We start from the raw sequence: 16,700 nt of genomic DNA, 5'->3' as shown, positions 1-16,700 counted from the left end.
ACTCAGTCGGCGAGCCCCGGCACCCACTTCTCCATGATCGCCCGGTAGGGGGCCTCGGCGTCGAGTTGCGAGGCGATGCCGACGCAGCCCGCGAGGACACGGAACACCATCACATACTGCTTGGGCACGTTGAGGTTTCGCGACGTCTTGTACACGTCGCCGCGCACGTCGGTTGCCTTGCCCGCGGCGCGTTGGAGCCACTTACGGGTGAAGTGGAATGACTCGGTGTAGAGCGGGTCGACGTAAGGCTTCAGGTATGCCTCGATGTCGGTGGGGCTCACCCGGTCGGCGCGGGACCGCAGGATGAAGCCTGCCTTGATCATCTCTTCGGTCAGTTCGTCGTACTGCTTGTCACGAGCGAGCCGCAGGATGGGGCCGGTTTCGGGAGGTAGCCCGTTGGGGTAGTGGCCGACGGCGCCGAAGTCGAGAACACCGAAGCGACCGTCGTCGGTAATGAAGAAGTTGCCCGGATGCGGGTCGCCGTGCAGGAGTCCGACGCGGAACGGTGAGCTCACCTCGAACGTCGCCATGCGTGCGGCGGCCTCGTTGCGGGTGGCCTGATCGCCGGAGGTGATGATCTTCGACAGTGGTGTGCCGTCGAGCCACTCCGACACGACCACCTTGGGCGCGCTCGCGATGACCTTCGGGATGACGAAATCGGAGTCGCCGTCGAATGCCTTCGCGAAGGCTCGCTGGTTGTCGGCCTCGCCGAGATAGTCGAGTTCGGCCTCGGTGCGGTCGATGAGTTCGTCCATCATTGCTTTGACGTCGGTCCCGGGCGAGAGTTTCTGCAGCAGTCCCGACATCCTCGACAGCGTCTTGAGGTCGGCCTTCAACGCGTGGTCGGCGCCGGGATACTGCACCTTGACGGCCACTTCGCGGCCATCGGACCAGACGCCCTTGTGGACCTGACCGATGCTCGCCGATGCCGCGGGCTCGTCGGAGAATTCGCGGAAACGCTGACGCCACTTCGTGCCGAGTTGCTGGTCGAGAACCTTGTGGACCTTCGTCGCGGGTAGCGGGGGAGCCTCGGCCTGCAGTTTGGTGAGCGCTTCACGGAAGGGTTCGCCGAACTCGTCGGGGATCGCGGCCTCCATGATCGACATGGCCTGGCCGACCTTCATCGCGCCGCCCTTGAGCTCACCGAGCACCGAGAACAACTGATCGGCGGCCTTCTCCAGGAGCTCCTGGTTGACCTCGTCCTTGTCTTTTCCGACCATCCGTTTGCCGAAGCCAGCGGCCGCTCGACCTGCCATACCGATGGGTAGCGTCGCCAACCGTGCGTTGCGACGATGCTGCCCGCGTGTGATGTCGGTCATGGTGTCCTTTCCCCATCACAGGATAGAGGACCGACCTGAGGATCGGCCTCAGCCATCAGGCCCCATCACCCGGCGGCGACGTCGTATTGGCACCGGCACAACGGATGCGGAACCCATGTTTTGGTGACGATCCTCGTCGTCGGCTCGGAATGAAGTTCGACGGTGCGCCCGAACAGCTCGGGTGGTCGCGCGCCCAGGGGTGCGCAGATCGCCACGGACAGTTGCTCGATGTGCTCATGGGCGAGGGCGGCGGTCGCCCGAACCGTGGCGGGCCGGCCGTGACCGGCGACCCGCACCAACTGCGCCGCGACGATCGGCCACTCGGGATCACGGTCAGCGCGATGTAGGTCGATGCACGACAGGCAGCTCGTGAGTCCCGGCAGCACCAGCGGTCCGACGATCCCGACCCCGTCACGCATCCGCACCTGCAGATGGGGCCGTCCCGCGTCCATGAGTCCGGAGACGAGCATCGTGTCGTGCACGAGGTAGTCGGTGAGCACCACTAGATCCGTCGGCCACCCCGACACCGGATGCTCGGGCGACGGCCGTCCGCTCGACCGCGTGACGGAGAAACCCGAGTCGGCCAGGGACGTCGCGAGATGCGAGCCCAACGGCCCCGAGCCGTGGACGCGGATACAACGCAGCCGGTCGTCGATACGCCGAGGCGACGCCGCGAGTCCCTGCAACGCACGGCCCGCCGCGACCAGATGTTCGAGCAGGGTGGACAGGTCGTCGGGCGTCAGGCCTGTCGCGGCGAGATCGGTCGCGACGTCGGACATTCGCTGTGGATTCTCGAGCTTCACGAGTAGGTTGGCGAGCTGCCGCGCCGACACCTCGCGGTCGAGTTCGACCACGATGCCGCTGTCGGGGCCACTACCGATCTGCAGCCGATTTCCCGGTCGGATCACCACGACGGTGCCCGGAATGACAACCGGCAGAGACTCATCCGAGTCAGCTGCAATCGACTGAGGGGCGGCCGCCGTCGATGTCAGCAGTTCACGTGCACGTCGCGCCATGCGGCAACTCTGCCAGCAGAATCCGTGCGCGTGCCGAGCAGCGCGACGTTATCCACAGCCGACGCAGCGCGCCGGCCTTCATGCACAGATGTCGAGCACGTCAGGCGTTGCCGTCGTCCTTTTTGTCATCGCCGGACCCGGACTCGGGCTCGTCGCCGGAGTCTTTCGCTGCCTCCTCGGCGAGCGTGCGTTCCAGTTCGGCGATCGCCTCGTCGATGCCGCCCACGTCGCCGCCGATGACCCGGTCGATGAAGCCCGCGGGATTGTCGAGGTCGTCGGCGTCGGGCATCAGATCGGGATGCGCCCAGACGCCGTCGCGATTGTTGATGTCGCTGGCCTCGGCGAGTTGGCGCCACAGGGCCGACGCCTCGCGCACCTTGCGGGGACGCAGCTCGAGTCCGACGAGCGTCGCGAACGTCTGCTCGGCGGGACCGCCGGACGCGCGACGTCGACGCATGGTCTCGGTGAGCGCGGCCGTGCTCGGGATTCGATCAGAAAGTGCTTGTGACACAACCTGTTCCACCCAGCCCTCGACGAGGGCGAGCAGAGTCTCAAGCCTGCTCAGCGCAGCCTTCTGCTCGGGAGTTGTTGTCGGCTCGAACGACGCCGACGAACTCATCAGCTCCTCGAGCTTCGACGGATCGGAGAACAGCTGTGCCGGATCGATGTTCGCGGTGAGGTCGGTGATGCCGCTGAAATCGACGGTGATGCCACGCGCGTACTCCTCGACCGTCGCGAACAGACGCTGGCGCAGCCACGGCACATGCGTGAAGAGGCGCAGATGTGCGGCCTCACGTGCGGCGAGAAAGACGACGATCTCCTGTGCCGGCTGCTCGAGTCCTTCGGCGAACGCCGCGATCGCCTCGGGGAGCAGCACGGCCTCACCCTCGGGTGCAAGGGGCAGACCGATATCGGTGGAGGTGAGAACCTCCTTGGCGAGTTGGCCGAGTCCCTGACCGAGCTGGGTGCCGAAGGCCATGCCGCTCATCTGGGTCAGCATGCCCATCATCGGACCAGCGAATTGCGCTGCCTCGGGAGGCAAATTCTGCTCCCAGGTTCGCGAAAGCTGTTGGGCGACGGGATCGCAGAGGCGCTTCCACGTCGGCATGGTCTCTTCGAGCCACTGCACCGGCGTCCACGCGACAGACTTGCTGACGCCACTGGGAAGTGTGGTCGCGTCGTCGAGCCAGACGTCGGCGAGACGCACAGCGTCGGTGACGGCGTTCGTCTCCCGCTCCAGGACTGGGGTGAAGTTCCCGATCTGCTGGCGGGCGAGGTTCGACGCGAGGTCGTAGTTGACCGGCCCCGACCCCTTGCCCTGACCGCCGAATCCGAAGGTCCCGGAACCCATCCCGCTGAGCATGCTCCCGAGCTGGCTGAACACCTGGCCGAGTGCCGCAGGGTCGAGGGACTCACCGCCGAGCGCGAAGCCGAACGGATTCTGTGCGGACTCGCCGCCACCAGAGGCGCCGCCGGACGCACCACTGCCCTTGTCGTCGCGGTTCTTGTCGCGGTTGTTGTCGTCACCGTCGCCGGACGGGGAGAAACCGAAGGGCAAATCACTCATGGGTTCCACGGTACCGTCCGAGTCGACCATGGGTGACCTGCGAGCCGTTCGCCTTGAGCGTAGTTCGCTCAATGATCTTCGACGCTGCGCGACATCGACTCAAGCGCGCCCGCTCACGCCTGCCTGCATATCCCGCTCGTGGCGTCGATTATGGTGGGCGGAATGACAGGTCCCGCAACGATGGTGCGGCAGCATTCCCGCCGAATCGCCACCATCGCAGTGACGACGCTGCTCCTACTCATTCTCATCGTCGTCGGCACAACGGTGCAGGTGCCCTTCGTCGCCCTCGGACCAGGTCCGACCGTCAACACGCTGGGCAAGCTCGACGACAAGCCCGTCGTCGACATCACCGGTACCCCCGTCGACCCGACGGACGGAAACCTCAATCTCACGACGGTGTCGGTCAGCGACGGCCTCACCCTGTTCGACTCGATCCGTCTGTGGGTCTCGGGCCGCTACACCGTGCAGCCCCGTGAGCAGATCTTCCCGCCCGACCAGACCACGCAGCAGGTTCAGGAACAGAACCAGCAGCAGATGACCGGGTCGGAGAGCACCGCGACGGCAGCAGCGCTGCGCCACCTCGACCGTCCGACCAAGCTGATCGTCGACTCCGTCGCCGCAGACGGACCGTCGTCGAAGGTGCTGCGGCAGGGCGATCAGATCCTGTCGGTCGGCGGGGCAGCGGTCTCGACCTCGGAGGACGTGCAGTCGGCCGTACGTAAGCAGAAGCCGGGTGCACAGATCCCGATCGAGATCGATCGCGCAGGCACCAAACAAACCGTCACGGTCACCGCCGCCGCTCGCCCCGACGACAACGACGTCGCCTACATCGGACTCACCCCGGATGTGGTCAACGCTGACCCCAACCTGAAGATCTCCTACAACGTCGGCGACATCGGCGGACCGTCAGCGGGTCTGATGCTGACACTCGCGGTGATCGATCGCCTCTCGCCCGGCGAGCTGACCGGCGGCAAGTTCATCGCAGGCACCGGGACGATCACCGACGACGGCACAGTTGGCCCCATCGGCGGGATCACACACAAGACCCTCGCCGCCCGTGAAGCAGGAGCCACCGTATTCCTGGTGCCGGAACGCAACTGCAAAGAAGCCAAGTCCGACGCTCCCGACGGCTTGCAACTGGTCAAGGTCAACTCACTCGACTCCGCGCTCTCGGCACTCGACGACGTACGCGCGGGCAAGGACGCACCCCACTGCTGATCCGGCGCTGACCAGGCTGCTGAGTTCTACCCCTGCGCCTCGCGGTCGTCGAGCGTGGCAGCCAACGCCGACTGCAGCGTCGACGCCAATTCTGGATGCGTGAGCAATTCCATCGGCGCATCGGGATCGTCGTCGGGGGCGGGCTGTAACCGCATCAGCGACAGCGTTTTTCCACCGCGCAGAGCGCCAACGGCCAGGCGTGCCGTGCGGGCCGACGGATGTTTGCGGGCCGCGGCGCGCGCTGCGGACTCGCTCGCGGCGGGATCGGCGAGGAGTGGTTCGAATGCGGAGTCGAGGTCGCCTTCGGCATCCGGAGGCAACACGACGATCTCCAGAACCAGCGCCACGCCTTCCACCGGCGGGCTCCACGTCGCCGTCGCCAAGAACTCTTCGAGCTGTGCGTACGGTTCGTCGCCCGCGGAGACCTCGAGTGGCTCCTGCGCTACGGGACTCAGCGCGGAATCGTCGTCCTCGTCGACCAGGCCGGGATTCTGCTCGGCGATCAGACTCGTCGGCACCAGAGCGAACAACTGCGGCGGTTGACCCCACCCGCCGAGTTCGACGTGATCGAGTATGTCGTGCAGTGCGCGACCGAGATCGTCGGGGGAGAACTGGCCGCGGTCGGTGTGCTCGTCGGTCATGGCTGTCAATACTGCCTCGTGTGCCACTAAGACGTACCGGGACCATGGGATCCGATGGCGCCCGCGCGAGGACAGTACAGTGAATGCCACGATCGCGCTGTGAGGTGCGGCAGCCCCGGAGATGTCCGAAATGACCGAACCGGGTACGCCCTGCAATGATCGCGCTGAGAACAACGATCGCACCGAGAACGATGGCACTGGGAGAGTGGGTTAGTGGGCGTACGCGGGCCGGCGGGCATGCCGACACTGTCGCGCAGAAGCAAGATTGCCATCGGGGTGGGTGTCGCCATCCTCGTGGTGTTGTTGGTGGGGCCACGGCTCGTCAGCATCATCACCGACTGGCTGTGGATGTCCGACGTCGGATACACCGAGGTGTTCTCCACGATCGTCTGGACACGCATCGCGCTTTTCCTGATCGTCGGCGTCCTCGCCGGCGGTCTGATCTTCGGAGCCGTTGCGCTGGCTTATCGGTCGCGTCCGGTTTTCGTGCCCGCGAGCGGTCCGAATGACCCACTGGCCCGGTACCGGGCCTCGATCATGGGCCACATCCGCTGGTACGCGATCATCCCGCCGATCCTCATCGGACTGATCTTCGCGCTCGTCGCGCAGGGGTCGTGGGCCACGGTGCAGACCTTCCTGCACGGAACCGAGTTCGGGCAACGCGACGCACAGTTCGGTCTCGACGTCGGGTTCTACGCCTTCGACCTCCCGTTCTATCGGTTCGTGCTCAACATCCTGTTCGTGGTCGTGGTGATCTCCTTCTTCGCCAGCCTGATCACCCACTACCTCTTCGGCGGCATTCGTCTCGGTGGCGGAGGCAACTCGATCACCAACGCCGCGCGTATTCAGTTGGCCGTCCTCGCGGGAACCTTCTTGGTGCTCAAGGCGGTGTCGTATTGGTTCGATCGATATTCGCTGTTGTCGAGTCAGCGCAAGCAGGAGATCTTCACCGGCGCGAGCTACACCGACATCAACGCGGTGTTGCCGTCGAAACTGATCCTCATGGTCGTCGCGATCATCTGTGCCGTCGCATTCTTCGCGGGTGCGGTGATGCGCGATCTGCGTGTCCCTGCGCTCGCGACCGTGCTGATGTTGTTCACCGCGCTCGTCATGGGCGTCGGTTGGCCGCTGGCAATGGAGCAGTTCTCGGTCAAGCCGAACGCGGCCCAGAAAGAACTCGAATACATCCAACGCAATATGGATGCGACGAAACAGGCGTACGGCCTCGTCGACGGCACCAACGTCGAATATCAACGCAATTGGACACAACAACCGGCCGATCCTGTCGCGGTCAACAATGACAGCGCAACGCTGTCGAACATCCGCGTCCTCGATCCCAACGTGATCGAGCCCGCATTCACCCAGCGTCAAAAACTCAAGAACTTCTACGGATTCCCGACGCAGCTCGCCGTCGACCGCTACACCGTCGACGGTCAGCAGCGCGATTTCATCGTCGCCGCACGCGAACTCGATCCCAGCAAGTTCGACGCCAACCAGCAGAACTGGATCAACAAGCACACCGTCTTCACACACGGCAACGGATTCATTGCCGCGCAGGCGAACACCGTCGACGAAGCGTCGTCGGATGCCGAGAGTGACCGTGGTGGCCTGCCGGTGTTCGCGGTGAGCGACCTGGAGAATTACCAGACAGAAGACTACAAGGCCAATGCTCCGATCAAGGTGAGTCAGCCGCGCATCTACTTCGGCGAGCTGATCGCCAAGGTTGATCCCGACTACGCGATCGTCGGCTCCACAGAAGGCGACCGCGAGTACGACCTCGACGGCAAGAACTACACCTACAGTGCCGATTCGGGTGTCTCACTTGGCAACTGGTTCAACCGGATCCTCTATTCGGTCAAGTACACCGAACGCAACATCCTGCTGTCGAACGCGATCAACTCCAACTCGAAGATCATCTACAACCGTGACCCCCGCGACCGCGTCAAGAAGGTCGCACCGTGGCTGACCGTGGATTCCAAGACGTATCCGTCGGTGATGGCCGACGGGTCGATCAAGTGGATCGTCGACGGCTACACCACCCTTGCGACGTACCCGTACGCGCAGAAGACGTCGCTGCAGGATGCGACGACCGACGCCCAGGAGCTCAACCGCGGACAGACCGGCAGGACGCAGGTCAACAAGCAGGTGTCGTACGTGCGCAACTCGGTGAAAGCGACCGTCGACGCGTACACCGGCAAGGTGACCCTGTACGAGGTCGACCAGAATGACCCGGTACTCAAGACCTGGATGAAGGTCTTCCCCGGAACGGTCAAGCCGCGCAGCGACTTCGACAAGCAGGAAGACCTCAAGCAGCACGTGCGCTATCCCGAGGATCTGTTCAAGATCCAGCGTGCGCTGTTGTCGCGCTACCACGTGTCGGACCCGGGAACGTTCTTCCGCAGCAACGACTTCTGGTCGATCCCGAACGACCCGACAAAGGATGACGCGACCCAGCAGGGCCTGAGCCAGCCGCCGTACTACTTCACCGCGGCCTCGCCGCGTGGGCCGCAGGCCGAGTTCCAGTTGACGACCGTGATGAACGGCTTCAACAGCCGATTCCTCTCGGCGTACATGACGGCGTCGTCGGACCCCGACGACTACGGCAAGATCACCGTCAAGACGCTGCCGACGACCAAGCAGACCGTCGGACCGCAGCAGGCACAAGAAAACATGAAGAGCGCCGGACCCGTGGCATCCGACCGAAAACAGGTCGAGGACACCACCAAGGTCACCTACGGCAATCTGCTCACCCTTCCGGTGGGACAGAACGGCGTGCTCTACATGGAGCCGATGTACACGCAGTCGAAGACCGACGACTCCGCGATACCGAAGCTCTACCGCGTGCTGGTCTACTTCAACGCGGCCAGCGACGAGGCCCGCGTGGGCTACGCGGCGACGGTGGCCGAGGCGCTCAAGCAGGTGGGCATCTCGCCCGCCCAGGCGACGACACCCGAGAACGGGCCGGTCGATGTCGGCAACGATGGCCAACAGCCGATCGCGCAGCCGACACAACCGACCCAGCAGGGGCCTTCGTCACCTCAGCGTGAGGCCGCGGTGAAGGAGATCGGTGCTGCACTCGGCCAGCTCAAGGATGCGCAGACCAAGGGCGACTTCACCGCCTACGGCGAGGCACTCGACCGGCTGAACAAGGCTGTGCAGCAGTACGAGTCACTGCCCGCGGGTAACTGACCTCGAGCAACGATGATTCTCGGCGTCGGACCATAGCGGTCCGACGCCGAGAGTCGTTGTGGGTCCTGTCTTGCCGGTCTCATCGTGCGCCCAAATGTGCTCTGGCGCACTGAAAGCCGTGGTTCACGGGACCATCACATCGGTCCTTCACGATGCAAGCATCGTCGATGCCGATGGCTAATGTGACAATCGCGAGTGCTCGATTCGCCGGGTGCCGATTGTTCGTTGGGGAGGTCGGGGAAAATGCCACCGCTGAGTCGGCTCGCTCGAATCCAGATCGCTGTGCTGATCATCGCCGGGCTTGTGGTGTCGATCTACGCGGGCATTCGCTACGTGCATCTCAATCGTGTTGTCGGCGTGGGGATCTACACGGTCGACGCTCATCTACCGGAGTCCGGCGGCATCTTCACCAACGCCGAGGTCACCTATATGGGCGTGCCGGTCGGTCGTGTCGGCACACTGGCGCTCAGGTCGGACGGGGTCACCGTGCCGCTGATCCTCGAATCCTCCGGGCCGGACATTCCCGCGAATTCGGTTGCCGTGGTGGCGAATCGGTCGGCTATCGGTGAGCAGTATGTCGATCTGCGACCGCAGTCGGGGTCCGGACCATTCCTGCACGACGGATCGGTCATCACCAAGACTTCCGTCCCGCCGCCGATCGAAGACGTCGTGTCGTCGGCGCTCGACTTCACCTCGTCGATTCCGATCGACGATCTGCACACCGTGATCACCCAGCTCGGCGCGGCGTTCAACGGGCAGGCGGATAACCTCACACGGCTCGTCGACTCGCTGGGGAAGCTCTCGCGCGCCGGGGTTGACTCACTGCCGCAGGTGATCTCGCTGATCAATTCGGCAGACTCGGTGCTCGCGACGCAAGCGGCGCAGTCGGATCAGATCCTGGCGTGGTCGCGCAGCCTTGATCTAATCACCGCGACGCTCGCGTCGTCGGATCCCGATCTGCGCAGGCTGCTGACGACGGGCACGACATCGGCCACGCAGATCTCCACACTCATCCAGCGCAACGGTGGCGACATCGGCAAGGTGGTCGGGCAACTCTCCGAGGTTGCGCGCACCATCGAGCCCGCGGGCTACAACATCGGAAACGCCTTCGCGATGCTCAGTCTGCTTTCGGCGCAGGGGCATACGACGGCGCCGGGCGACGGTCAGATCCACTTCGGCGTCGTCCTGGAGACCAATAACCCGCCGGCGTGCACGCAGGGCTACGAGTCGACCGACGCGATGCTCGCGCGTGTTCGACGTGAGAAGCCGACTTTCGACATCAATTACGACGAGTTCCCGTTCAACACCGAGGCGCGCTGCACCGTGCCCTTCGGTAACCCGACGGCCGTCCGTGGCGCACAACGAGTCTCGACCGCCAACCCCGACACCCCGCAGCCGTGGGACTCGACGCCGAAGAAGGACCCCGACAAGCTGAATCTGAACCCGCTCGCGCAGCAACTCGCGGGTCTGATGGGCGTGCGGTCGGCGGGGTGATGCGGGCAAATGTGTCGTCGGTCACCACGACGCTCGCCGAAGCCACTTTTGGACGCATCGCCGCAGGTCAGAAGGGGTGGCGCAATGGATTTGCATCTGCGCCGAACGCACCTGTAACGTGGTGTTCACCAACGCGGGGTGGAGCAGCTCGGTAGCTCGCTGGGCTCATAACCCAGAGGTCGCAGGTTCAAATCCTGTCCCCGCTACTAGGAACCGGCCCCGCCGGGACGACGCAAATCGTCTCGGTGGGGCCGGATTCATTTGTGCCATTTGGGTTCTCTCCCATCGCGAAACCATGTCACCGCGGATAGGTGACGATCACCTGGCCGCTGCGCCGACTACGCCATTCCACCCTGCGGTCGGTGTGGAGCGTCGGTACCCACTCTCCAAGATGTTTCCGCTGGTGATCGGCCCGGCACAGTGGGATGAGGTCGTCGAGTGCCGTCCAGCCGCCGGCCTCGGGGTCGGTGTGGTTGAAGGGTCGCCAATGGTCGAGGTCGCACAGGTAGGAGGGCATGCCGCAGAGCGGGTATCGGCACCAGGCGTCATTGGCGAGCACCTCGGCGCGCAACGTGGCGCTGGGTGCATAGGTCAATGCCCCAGGTGGTGGCACGGTGTGAGAACCGTGGCCGGTCGGATCGGCGGGTGGTGCTTGGGGTCGGTCGGAGATCTGCGGGATGAGTGGTCCGGCGGCACGTGCGGATTCGGGGTAGTGAATGGTCTTCGCCACATCGGCGAGGGTGGTCGCATAAGTGGGATCGATCGGCCCGTATCCCTGTAACCGGGGTACAAGCACACCGTCGGGGTCTATGAGCACTGTCAACACGGGTGCATCGGGCATCACCAGGGCTCGTCCGAACGGGACCGGCACCTCGGTCGGGGTAGCTGGATTGGTCGGGTCGGGAACCCCGGGTTCGGCGACCGGCTCCACTGCTTCGGCGGGTGCGGGCAGCAGGGCTTCGCATGCTTGCGCGTCCTCGGCGTCGGCGGGCTCGGTCAGCAGGGCGACCCGTGCTGGGCAGGTGTCGAGGCCGCAGTCGCAGGTGAGGTGCGCTCCCGGTACGCCGGTGATCTCCCCGAGCGCGATCACCCGCAGTGGCCCGAGCCGACGGGGATCTTTGCGGCAGGTGCGTTCATCGATCAGCGTGTCGATCTGCGATTTGAGGAACACCCCATAGTGGGCGGGGATGACCGCATCCAGGTTGGAGTGGCCCGCCACCTCTGCGGTGATGGTGACGTCACCCACCAACTCGGAAATGGTGTCGCGTTCCTCGGTGACACTGTCGGGGCTCATCGAAATCAACGCGGCGTCGAGCTGTTGGGACAGCACTGGGTCGGTGGTGGCGCGGGAACCGTAGTCCAAGACGATCTCTTCGAACGACATCTCCGAGTCATCACCCTCGATGTAGTCGGGATCGATGTCTCCACCACGTTGGGCGGCGCGCGCCATGATCGAGATCCGGTTGGTGGAGTAGTCGCCGTTCAGATAGGCGGCGCGGATGAGCGGGAATTTCTCGAGGAGATCCGCCAACGCCACCCAACTCCCGGCCTTGCTTCGAGAGACACCGAATTGCAAAGAGACTTCGGCTCGCCCGAGTTTCTCGGCATGCTCGATCACCGAACCCCACACACTGGTCTCGGACCGACCGGCGAGGTGCTCGCGATACACCCGCTCAGCCAGTGCCGCGCCCGCCAGGACCGTCCGGGCCTCGTGCTTGCGGGACTCGCGCAACAACTCCCGGCCGGTCTCGGTGAGCTCCTCTCGCGACATGGATCTGATCGTGGCGACGTCGGCATCCGGATCGGTGAACGTCAACACACTGGACATCTGAATCACCTCCCCTCCGCGGCGATCGAACTTATGGGCACAAGTGTACGAAGGGGTACCGACAAAACCGGCACGGCGGCGGTCGGGCAAGAGGGATCTGTGGACAACTTTTTCGGCGCACCTCGCGCCCCACTAGCCGGTCACCAGGCTGGCCACGGCGATGACCTTCCACCACGTCGACACGTCGGGCGACTGTTGTTGAGCAACAGTCGAGTTCGCATCTGTGGCCGACGCCGCGCCGTGTGCGGCGTCATGATCGCGCGACGCGGGGCCGAGCGTCACCACGGGTGCGGGATGTTCAGGTTCCGTTGCCACGTGATCTTTGAGACGCGCGCGGAGCCGTTGGCCTGTACCTTCTCTGAAGCGGCCCGTCCACCCCGGAATCGGCAGTGTACGAACAGAACTGAGGGCGACCCCGGCCGGCAGCCCAACTCGATGGTGCGTCGAAGGAAGGGCCCGGGCCCGTGTCAGTTCGACCAGCGTGAGCATCTCGGGGGACGTCGTCGGGTGGCAGCTTCTCGATTCGCGGCGACCCGGTGGCAGGCCGCAGCGTCGGAATAGATTGCTGTCATCACACCTCCCCGCAGTGGATGCAGATGAACAACACCCGATTTACTAGACACCGGAGCGGCCGGTGGTGGCAGTCTTAGGCTCACGTCGATTTTTCACTTTGCGATGCGAGCGGCACACTTTGGCTTTATGTGAATTCGACAATCCGACGCGTTGATGAGCACCTTCAATCGGAGATTCGATATACTCATTCCGATTCGATGACAATGCGTGTGCTGAGAGTTGTAGGGGCAACAGGCGCACGGTCCGTCCGGGGGGTGAACCGTGCGGTCGGCAGCGTGACGTGTGCGAACACAGTGCACTGACCTGGTGTAGTGATGCTCGTCACTAAAGGGTTGCGTCGAGTCACGGGTGCCGCCGGGGTTGTCGGGTTCCGGCGTAATACGAGGGAGGGGACCGCCACTATGGCGACAAAGAAGATAGTCAGGTTCGTCGACGATCTCGACGGTTCTGAATTGGACGAAGCGGTGACCGTTGTTTTTGGTCTGAACGGAAAACAGTACGAGTTCGACACGTCACCTGCGCATGCGAAGGAATTCGCACAATCGCTTCAGAAGTATCTTGCAGTTTCTCGCGTTGCGAATGGTTCGGGCAACGAGCGCCCCTCCAAGCGGGCGCATCCGCGCACGCAGGCGATCCGAGCGTGGGCGCGCGAGAACGGTTATGAGATCAGCAACCGCGGTCGCATCTCGTCAGAGATCGTGGCGGCATTTGAGGCTGCGGTCTGACATTTGCGGCTCGTGGCGCATCGTCGGGACTAACGTGGGGGTCATGGCGACCGACAAGCAAATCCACGAACACATCAACGACCTCATCGCCGAGGAGCACGAACTTCGTGCCAAGGTGGGGCGCGGCGACATCACGCCGGACGAGGAGAACGCGCGCCTGTCGAAGATCGAGGTATCTCTCGATCAGGCCTGGGACCTGTTGCGGCAGCGTCAGGCCAAACGTGACGCCGGCCAGGATCCCGACGCCGCGGCAACAAGGCCTGCCGACGTTGTCGAGAAGTACCTGGACTGAGCGCGAGAAGAGCGTTCGATGGCTAGCTACGACGACACTTTTGCGCGCAGCGTCGACGACAGGGAGAACTTCTGGCTGCGGGCCGCGGCCGACGTCGAATGGTCGGTTCCACCGACGGTCGCGCTCGACGATTCGGCAGCGCCGATGTATCGCTGGTTCCCGGATGGTCGACTCAACACCTGCTACAACGCGCTCGATCGACACGTCGCTGCGGGACACGGTGACCGACTCGCGCTGATCTGGGACTCCGCGATGGTCGACGAGATCCGCGAGTACACCTACGCCGAGCTGCTCGTAGAGGTCTCACGATTCGCCGACGTGCTGCGCCGCCGGGGTGTCTCGCGCGGCGACCGGGTCATCATCTACATGCCGATGATCCCCGAGGCAGCCATTGCCATGCTCGCGTGCGCGCGGCTCGGCGCAGTGCACTCGGTGGTGTTCGGTGGCTTCGCCGCCCCCGAACTCGCCACACGCATCGACGACGCCGAGCCGGTGGCGATCGTGACCGCATCGGGCGGTCTGGAGCCAGGACGCAGCGTCGAGTATCTGCCGATGGTGGCAAGTGCCCTCGACCTCTCCGACAGCGCCGTCTCGACGGTCATCGTGAAGGATCGCCCGCAGGTGGCGGGCTCCGCCGCTGACTATGGCTCGTCGGGCAAAGAGGGGCGCACCTGGCTCGACTGGGATGCCGAGATGGAGACGGCCGGTCTCACCGAACCCGTCGACGTCGCGGCGGCGGACCCCCTCTACATCCTCTACACGTCGGGCACCACGGGAAAGCCCAAGGGAGTTGTGCGCGACAACGGCGGGCACGCTGTCGCACTGACCTGGTCGATGGCCAACATCTATGACATCGGCGCAGGCGATATCTGGTGGACCGCATCGGACGTCGGATGGGTCGTCGGTCACTCGTACATCGTCTACGCGCCGCTGCTCGTCGGCGCGACGACGGTGATGTACGAGGGCAAACCGGTCGGCACACCTGATGCGGGAGCCTTCTGGCGAGTCATCGCCGAGCATCGAGTCAAGGCGCTGTTCACCGCGCCGACCGCGATCCGGGCTATCCGCAAGACCGACCCTGACGCGAAACTTCTTGACCAGTACGACATCTCGTCGCTCCGCGCGCTGTTCGTCGCCGGTGAGCGGCTTGACCCCGACACGCTCGCCTGGTCGTCGAACGTGCTCGGTGTACCGGTGATCGACCATTGGTGGCAGACCGAGACCGGATGGGCGATCGCGGCCAATCTGCGTGGGCTGCAACCGATGCCGGTCAAAGCGGGGTCGGCTACCGTCGCCGTCCCGGGCTTCGGGGTCGGTGTCGTCGACGCCGAGGGGAACGTGGTCGATGCGGGCGTCGAAGGCAATATCGTGATCGCACTGCCGTTGCCGCCGGGCACATTGACCGGATTGTGGGGCGACGAAGAGCGTTATCGCAGTTCGTATCTGAACGCCTTCCCCGGTTACTACCTGACCGGCGACTCCGGATACATCGATCACGACGGCTACATCTTCATCCTCGGACGATCCGACGACGTGATCAACGTCGCCGGGCACCGCCTGTCGACCGGAAGCATCGAGGCCGTCGTGGCGTCGCATCCCGCAGTCGCCGAATGCGCCGTGATCGGTATCCACGACGATCTGAAGGGCCAGCGTCCGAGTGGTTACGTGGTGCTCAAGTCGGGTGTCGAGATCGATCCCGGCACGCTGCGTGACGAGCTGATCGCGAAGGTCCGCGACGAGATCGGACCGGTGGCGACGTTCCGCGACGTGACCGTGGTTGCCGCGCTACCGAAGACGCGGTCGGGCAAGATTCTGCGAAAGACCATGCGGCAGATCGCCGATCACCAGGAGTACGCCGTGCCGTCGACCATCGAGGATCCGGACGTCCTGGCGCGGCTCGCGCAACAGATCGGGCAGTGACATCGCGGACATCGATCCCGACGCGCCGGCCGACCGTCCTCTGCACCTGCAGTTCGGAGCGATCGCACTGGTCTTTCTCGGCGGGATCTGTGGAACGGGTCTGCGCTATGCGATCGAGGAGGCGTTCCCCACGGTCGGCACCGGATGGCCGTGGGCGACGTTCGCGATCAACATCAGCGGTGCGTTCGTGCTCGGCGCGTTGCTGGGGTTCCTGGCACTTGTAGGTCCCGACGACGGCTGGCGTCGTAATGTGCGTGTCTTTGCGGGCACCGGACTCTGCGGGGCATTCACGACGTACTCCACGTTCGCGCTCGAGACCACCCAACTCGGCCATCACGGCGCACCGGCGGCAGCGGTTGCGTATGCGGTTCTCAGCGTTGTCCTCGGCGTGCTCGGCGCCTGGGCGGGCATCGTCGTGGCGGGTGCGGCGGGTCGAAGGAATGCGGTGCGGCGAGGCGGTGTGTCGTGACGGTGCTGGCGATGCTCATCGCAGGTGCGCTCGGATCCGTAGCGCGGTTCGTCGTCGACGGCGCGATCAAACGTTGGCGGAACACGACGTTCCCCTGGGCGACGCTGATCATCAACGTCTCCGGCTCGCTGCTGCTGGGCGTGCTCGCGGGGTTGGTGATCTACCACGGGGCGCCGCCGGAGGTGCAGGCGATTGTCGGCACTGGATTCTGCGGCGGCTACACGACTTTCAGCACGGCGAGCGTCGAGACCGTGCGTCTGGCCGAGCGGCGCGCAGGCGGACTCGCGCTGTGCAACGCGGTGGGCTCGGTGGCTGCGGCCACTGCCGCCTGCGCCGTCGGGCTCGCGCTCGCGTGGGCGGTGTGAGCTGGTCGGCGGGGTGATCTCGACAAGCTCGATCAGCGGGAGGGGCTCGATCAGCGGTGGGTGCGGCTCGATCAGCGGTGGGGC

At 64.6% G+C, this 16,700-nt stretch carries 14 protein-coding genes and 1 tRNA gene; 9 read left to right on the top strand and 6 right to left on the bottom strand.

Going from position 1 to position 16,700, the window contains the following annotated elements; all coding sequences use genetic code 11:
• Nucleotides 1-2: 2 nt before the first annotated feature.
• From RND64_RS15485 to RND64_RS15475, 3 genes are all read right to left on the bottom strand, one after another.
• Entirely contained in the window at nt 3-1,319 is a 1,317-nt protein-coding gene (locus tag RND64_RS15485; protein WP_049698981.1) for an ABC1 kinase family protein, read from the bottom strand.
• A gap of 65 nt (nt 1,320-1,384) precedes the next feature.
• Nucleotides 1,385-2,335, bottom strand: a complete 951-nt coding sequence (locus tag RND64_RS15480; protein ID WP_049698982.1) for a hypothetical protein — start codon at nt 2,333-2,335, stop codon at nt 1,385-1,387.
• Nucleotides 2,336-2,435: 100 nt separating this feature from the next.
• Nucleotides 2,436-3,902, bottom strand: a complete 1,467-nt coding sequence (locus RND64_RS15475) for a zinc-dependent metalloprotease (RefSeq protein WP_049699077.1) — start codon at nt 3,900-3,902, stop codon at nt 2,436-2,438.
• Nucleotides 3,903-4,082: 180 nt separating this feature from the next.
• On the opposite strand from RND64_RS15475, the gene RND64_RS15470 reads away from it, so the two are divergent.
• Nucleotides 4,083-5,120 carry a YlbL family protein gene (locus tag RND64_RS15470; protein WP_049699078.1) on the top strand — a complete coding sequence of 346 codons (1,038 nt, stop codon included), beginning with the start codon at nt 4,083-4,085 and terminating at the stop codon, nt 5,118-5,120.
• 26 nt (nt 5,121-5,146) lie between these two features.
• Here the strand turns inward: RND64_RS15470 and RND64_RS15465 are convergent, their stop codons facing one another.
• The gene (locus RND64_RS15465; protein WP_049698983.1) at nt 5,147-5,761 is read right to left on the bottom strand and encodes a PPA1309 family protein; all 615 of its coding nucleotides are present in this window, start codon (nt 5,759-5,761) and stop codon (nt 5,147-5,149) included.
• Nucleotides 5,762-5,974: 213 nt separating this feature from the next.
• Here RND64_RS15465 and RND64_RS15460 point away from each other — a divergent pair, with 213 nt between their 5' ends.
• The 3 genes from RND64_RS15460 (at nt 5,975) to RND64_RS15450 (ending at nt 10,650) form a co-directional block, all read left to right on the top strand.
• Nucleotides 5,975-8,950 carry a UPF0182 family protein gene (locus tag RND64_RS15460; protein ID WP_049698984.1) on the top strand — a complete coding sequence of 992 codons (2,976 nt, stop codon included), beginning with the start codon at nt 5,975-5,977 and terminating at the stop codon, nt 8,948-8,950.
• A gap of 243 nt (nt 8,951-9,193) precedes the next feature.
• Entirely contained in the window at nt 9,194-10,444 is a 1,251-nt protein-coding gene (locus RND64_RS15455) for an MCE family protein (protein WP_049698985.1), read from the top strand.
• A gap of 132 nt (nt 10,445-10,576) precedes the next feature.
• A tRNA-Met gene (locus RND64_RS15450) sits at nt 10,577-10,650 on the top strand.
• A gap of 92 nt (nt 10,651-10,742) precedes the next feature.
• On the opposite strand, the gene RND64_RS15445 is transcribed toward RND64_RS15450, so the two are convergent.
• Entirely contained in the window at nt 10,743-12,272 is a 1,530-nt protein-coding gene (locus tag RND64_RS15445; protein ID WP_049699079.1) for an HNH endonuclease signature motif containing protein, read from the bottom strand.
• A gap of 132 nt (nt 12,273-12,404) precedes the next feature.
• Nucleotides 12,405-12,587, bottom strand: a complete 183-nt coding sequence (locus RND64_RS15440) for a hypothetical protein (protein WP_152930059.1) — start codon at nt 12,585-12,587, stop codon at nt 12,405-12,407.
• A gap of 659 nt (nt 12,588-13,246) precedes the next feature.
• Here RND64_RS15440 and RND64_RS15435 point away from each other — a divergent pair.
• The 5 genes from RND64_RS15435 to crcB (RND64_RS15415) are packed head-to-tail and all read left to right on the top strand — an operon-like array spanning nt 13,247 to nt 16,616.
• Complete coding sequence (locus RND64_RS15435; protein ID WP_049698987.1) at nt 13,247-13,570, top strand: histone-like nucleoid-structuring protein Lsr2; 324 nt, start codon at nt 13,247-13,249, stop codon at nt 13,568-13,570.
• A gap of 43 nt (nt 13,571-13,613) precedes the next feature.
• Nucleotides 13,614-13,862 carry a DUF2630 family protein gene (locus RND64_RS15430; protein WP_049698988.1) on the top strand — a complete coding sequence of 83 codons (249 nt, stop codon included), beginning with the start codon at nt 13,614-13,616 and terminating at the stop codon, nt 13,860-13,862.
• An 18-nt stretch (nt 13,863-13,880) separates the two neighbouring features.
• Complete coding sequence (locus RND64_RS15425) at nt 13,881-15,782, top strand: propionyl-CoA synthetase (RefSeq protein ID WP_049698989.1); 1,902 nt, start codon at nt 13,881-13,883, stop codon at nt 15,780-15,782.
• Nucleotides 15,739-16,251 carry a fluoride efflux transporter CrcB gene (gene crcB / locus RND64_RS15420; RefSeq protein WP_049699080.1) on the top strand — a complete coding sequence of 171 codons (513 nt, stop codon included), beginning with the start codon at nt 15,739-15,741 and terminating at the stop codon, nt 16,249-16,251. The genes RND64_RS15425 and crcB (RND64_RS15420) overlap by 44 nt, the downstream gene beginning before the upstream one ends.
• Entirely contained in the window at nt 16,248-16,616 is a 369-nt protein-coding gene (crcB, locus tag RND64_RS15415) for a fluoride efflux transporter CrcB (RefSeq protein WP_049698990.1), read from the top strand. Before crcB (RND64_RS15420) ends, crcB (RND64_RS15415) begins: the two co-directional genes overlap by 4 nt.
• Nucleotides 16,617-16,700 lie beyond the last annotated feature (84 nt).

The sequence above is a fragment of the Gordonia sp. w5E2 genome (genome assembly GCF_036540975.1).
Taxonomy (GTDB): Bacteria; Actinomycetota; Actinomycetes; order Mycobacteriales; family Mycobacteriaceae; genus Gordonia; species Gordonia jacobaea.
Note: the sequence above shows the minus strand (reverse complement) of the source record. Positions and strands in the feature narration are given on the sequence as shown.

Excerpts from the sequence above, each read along its gene's own strand:
- RND64_RS15485 (WP_049698981.1), bottom strand. The coding sequence starts at position 1,319 with ATGACCGACATCACACGCGGGCAGCATCGTCGCAACGCACGGTTGGCG.
- RND64_RS15480 (WP_049698982.1), bottom strand. The coding sequence starts at position 2,335 with ATGGCGCGACGTGCACGTGAACTGCTGACATCGACGGCGGCCGCCCCT.
- RND64_RS15475 (WP_049699077.1), bottom strand. The coding sequence starts at position 3,902 with ATGAGTGATTTGCCCTTCGGTTTCTCCCCGTCCGGCGACGGTGACGAC.
- RND64_RS15470 (WP_049699078.1), top strand. The coding sequence starts at position 4,083 with ATGGTGCGGCAGCATTCCCGCCGAATCGCCACCATCGCAGTGACGACG.
- RND64_RS15465 (WP_049698983.1), bottom strand. The coding sequence starts at position 5,761 with ATGACCGACGAGCACACCGACCGCGGCCAGTTCTCCCCCGACGATCTC.
- RND64_RS15455 (WP_049698985.1), top strand. The coding sequence starts at position 9,194 with ATGCCACCGCTGAGTCGGCTCGCTCGAATCCAGATCGCTGTGCTGATC.
- RND64_RS15445 (WP_049699079.1), bottom strand. The coding sequence starts at position 12,272 with ATGTCCAGTGTGTTGACGTTCACCGATCCGGATGCCGACGTCGCCACG.
- RND64_RS15435 (WP_049698987.1), top strand. The coding sequence starts at position 13,247 with ATGGCGACAAAGAAGATAGTCAGGTTCGTCGACGATCTCGACGGTTCT.
- RND64_RS15430 (WP_049698988.1), top strand. The coding sequence starts at position 13,614 with ATGGCGACCGACAAGCAAATCCACGAACACATCAACGACCTCATCGCC.
- RND64_RS15425 (WP_049698989.1), top strand. The coding sequence starts at position 13,881 with ATGGCTAGCTACGACGACACTTTTGCGCGCAGCGTCGACGACAGGGAG.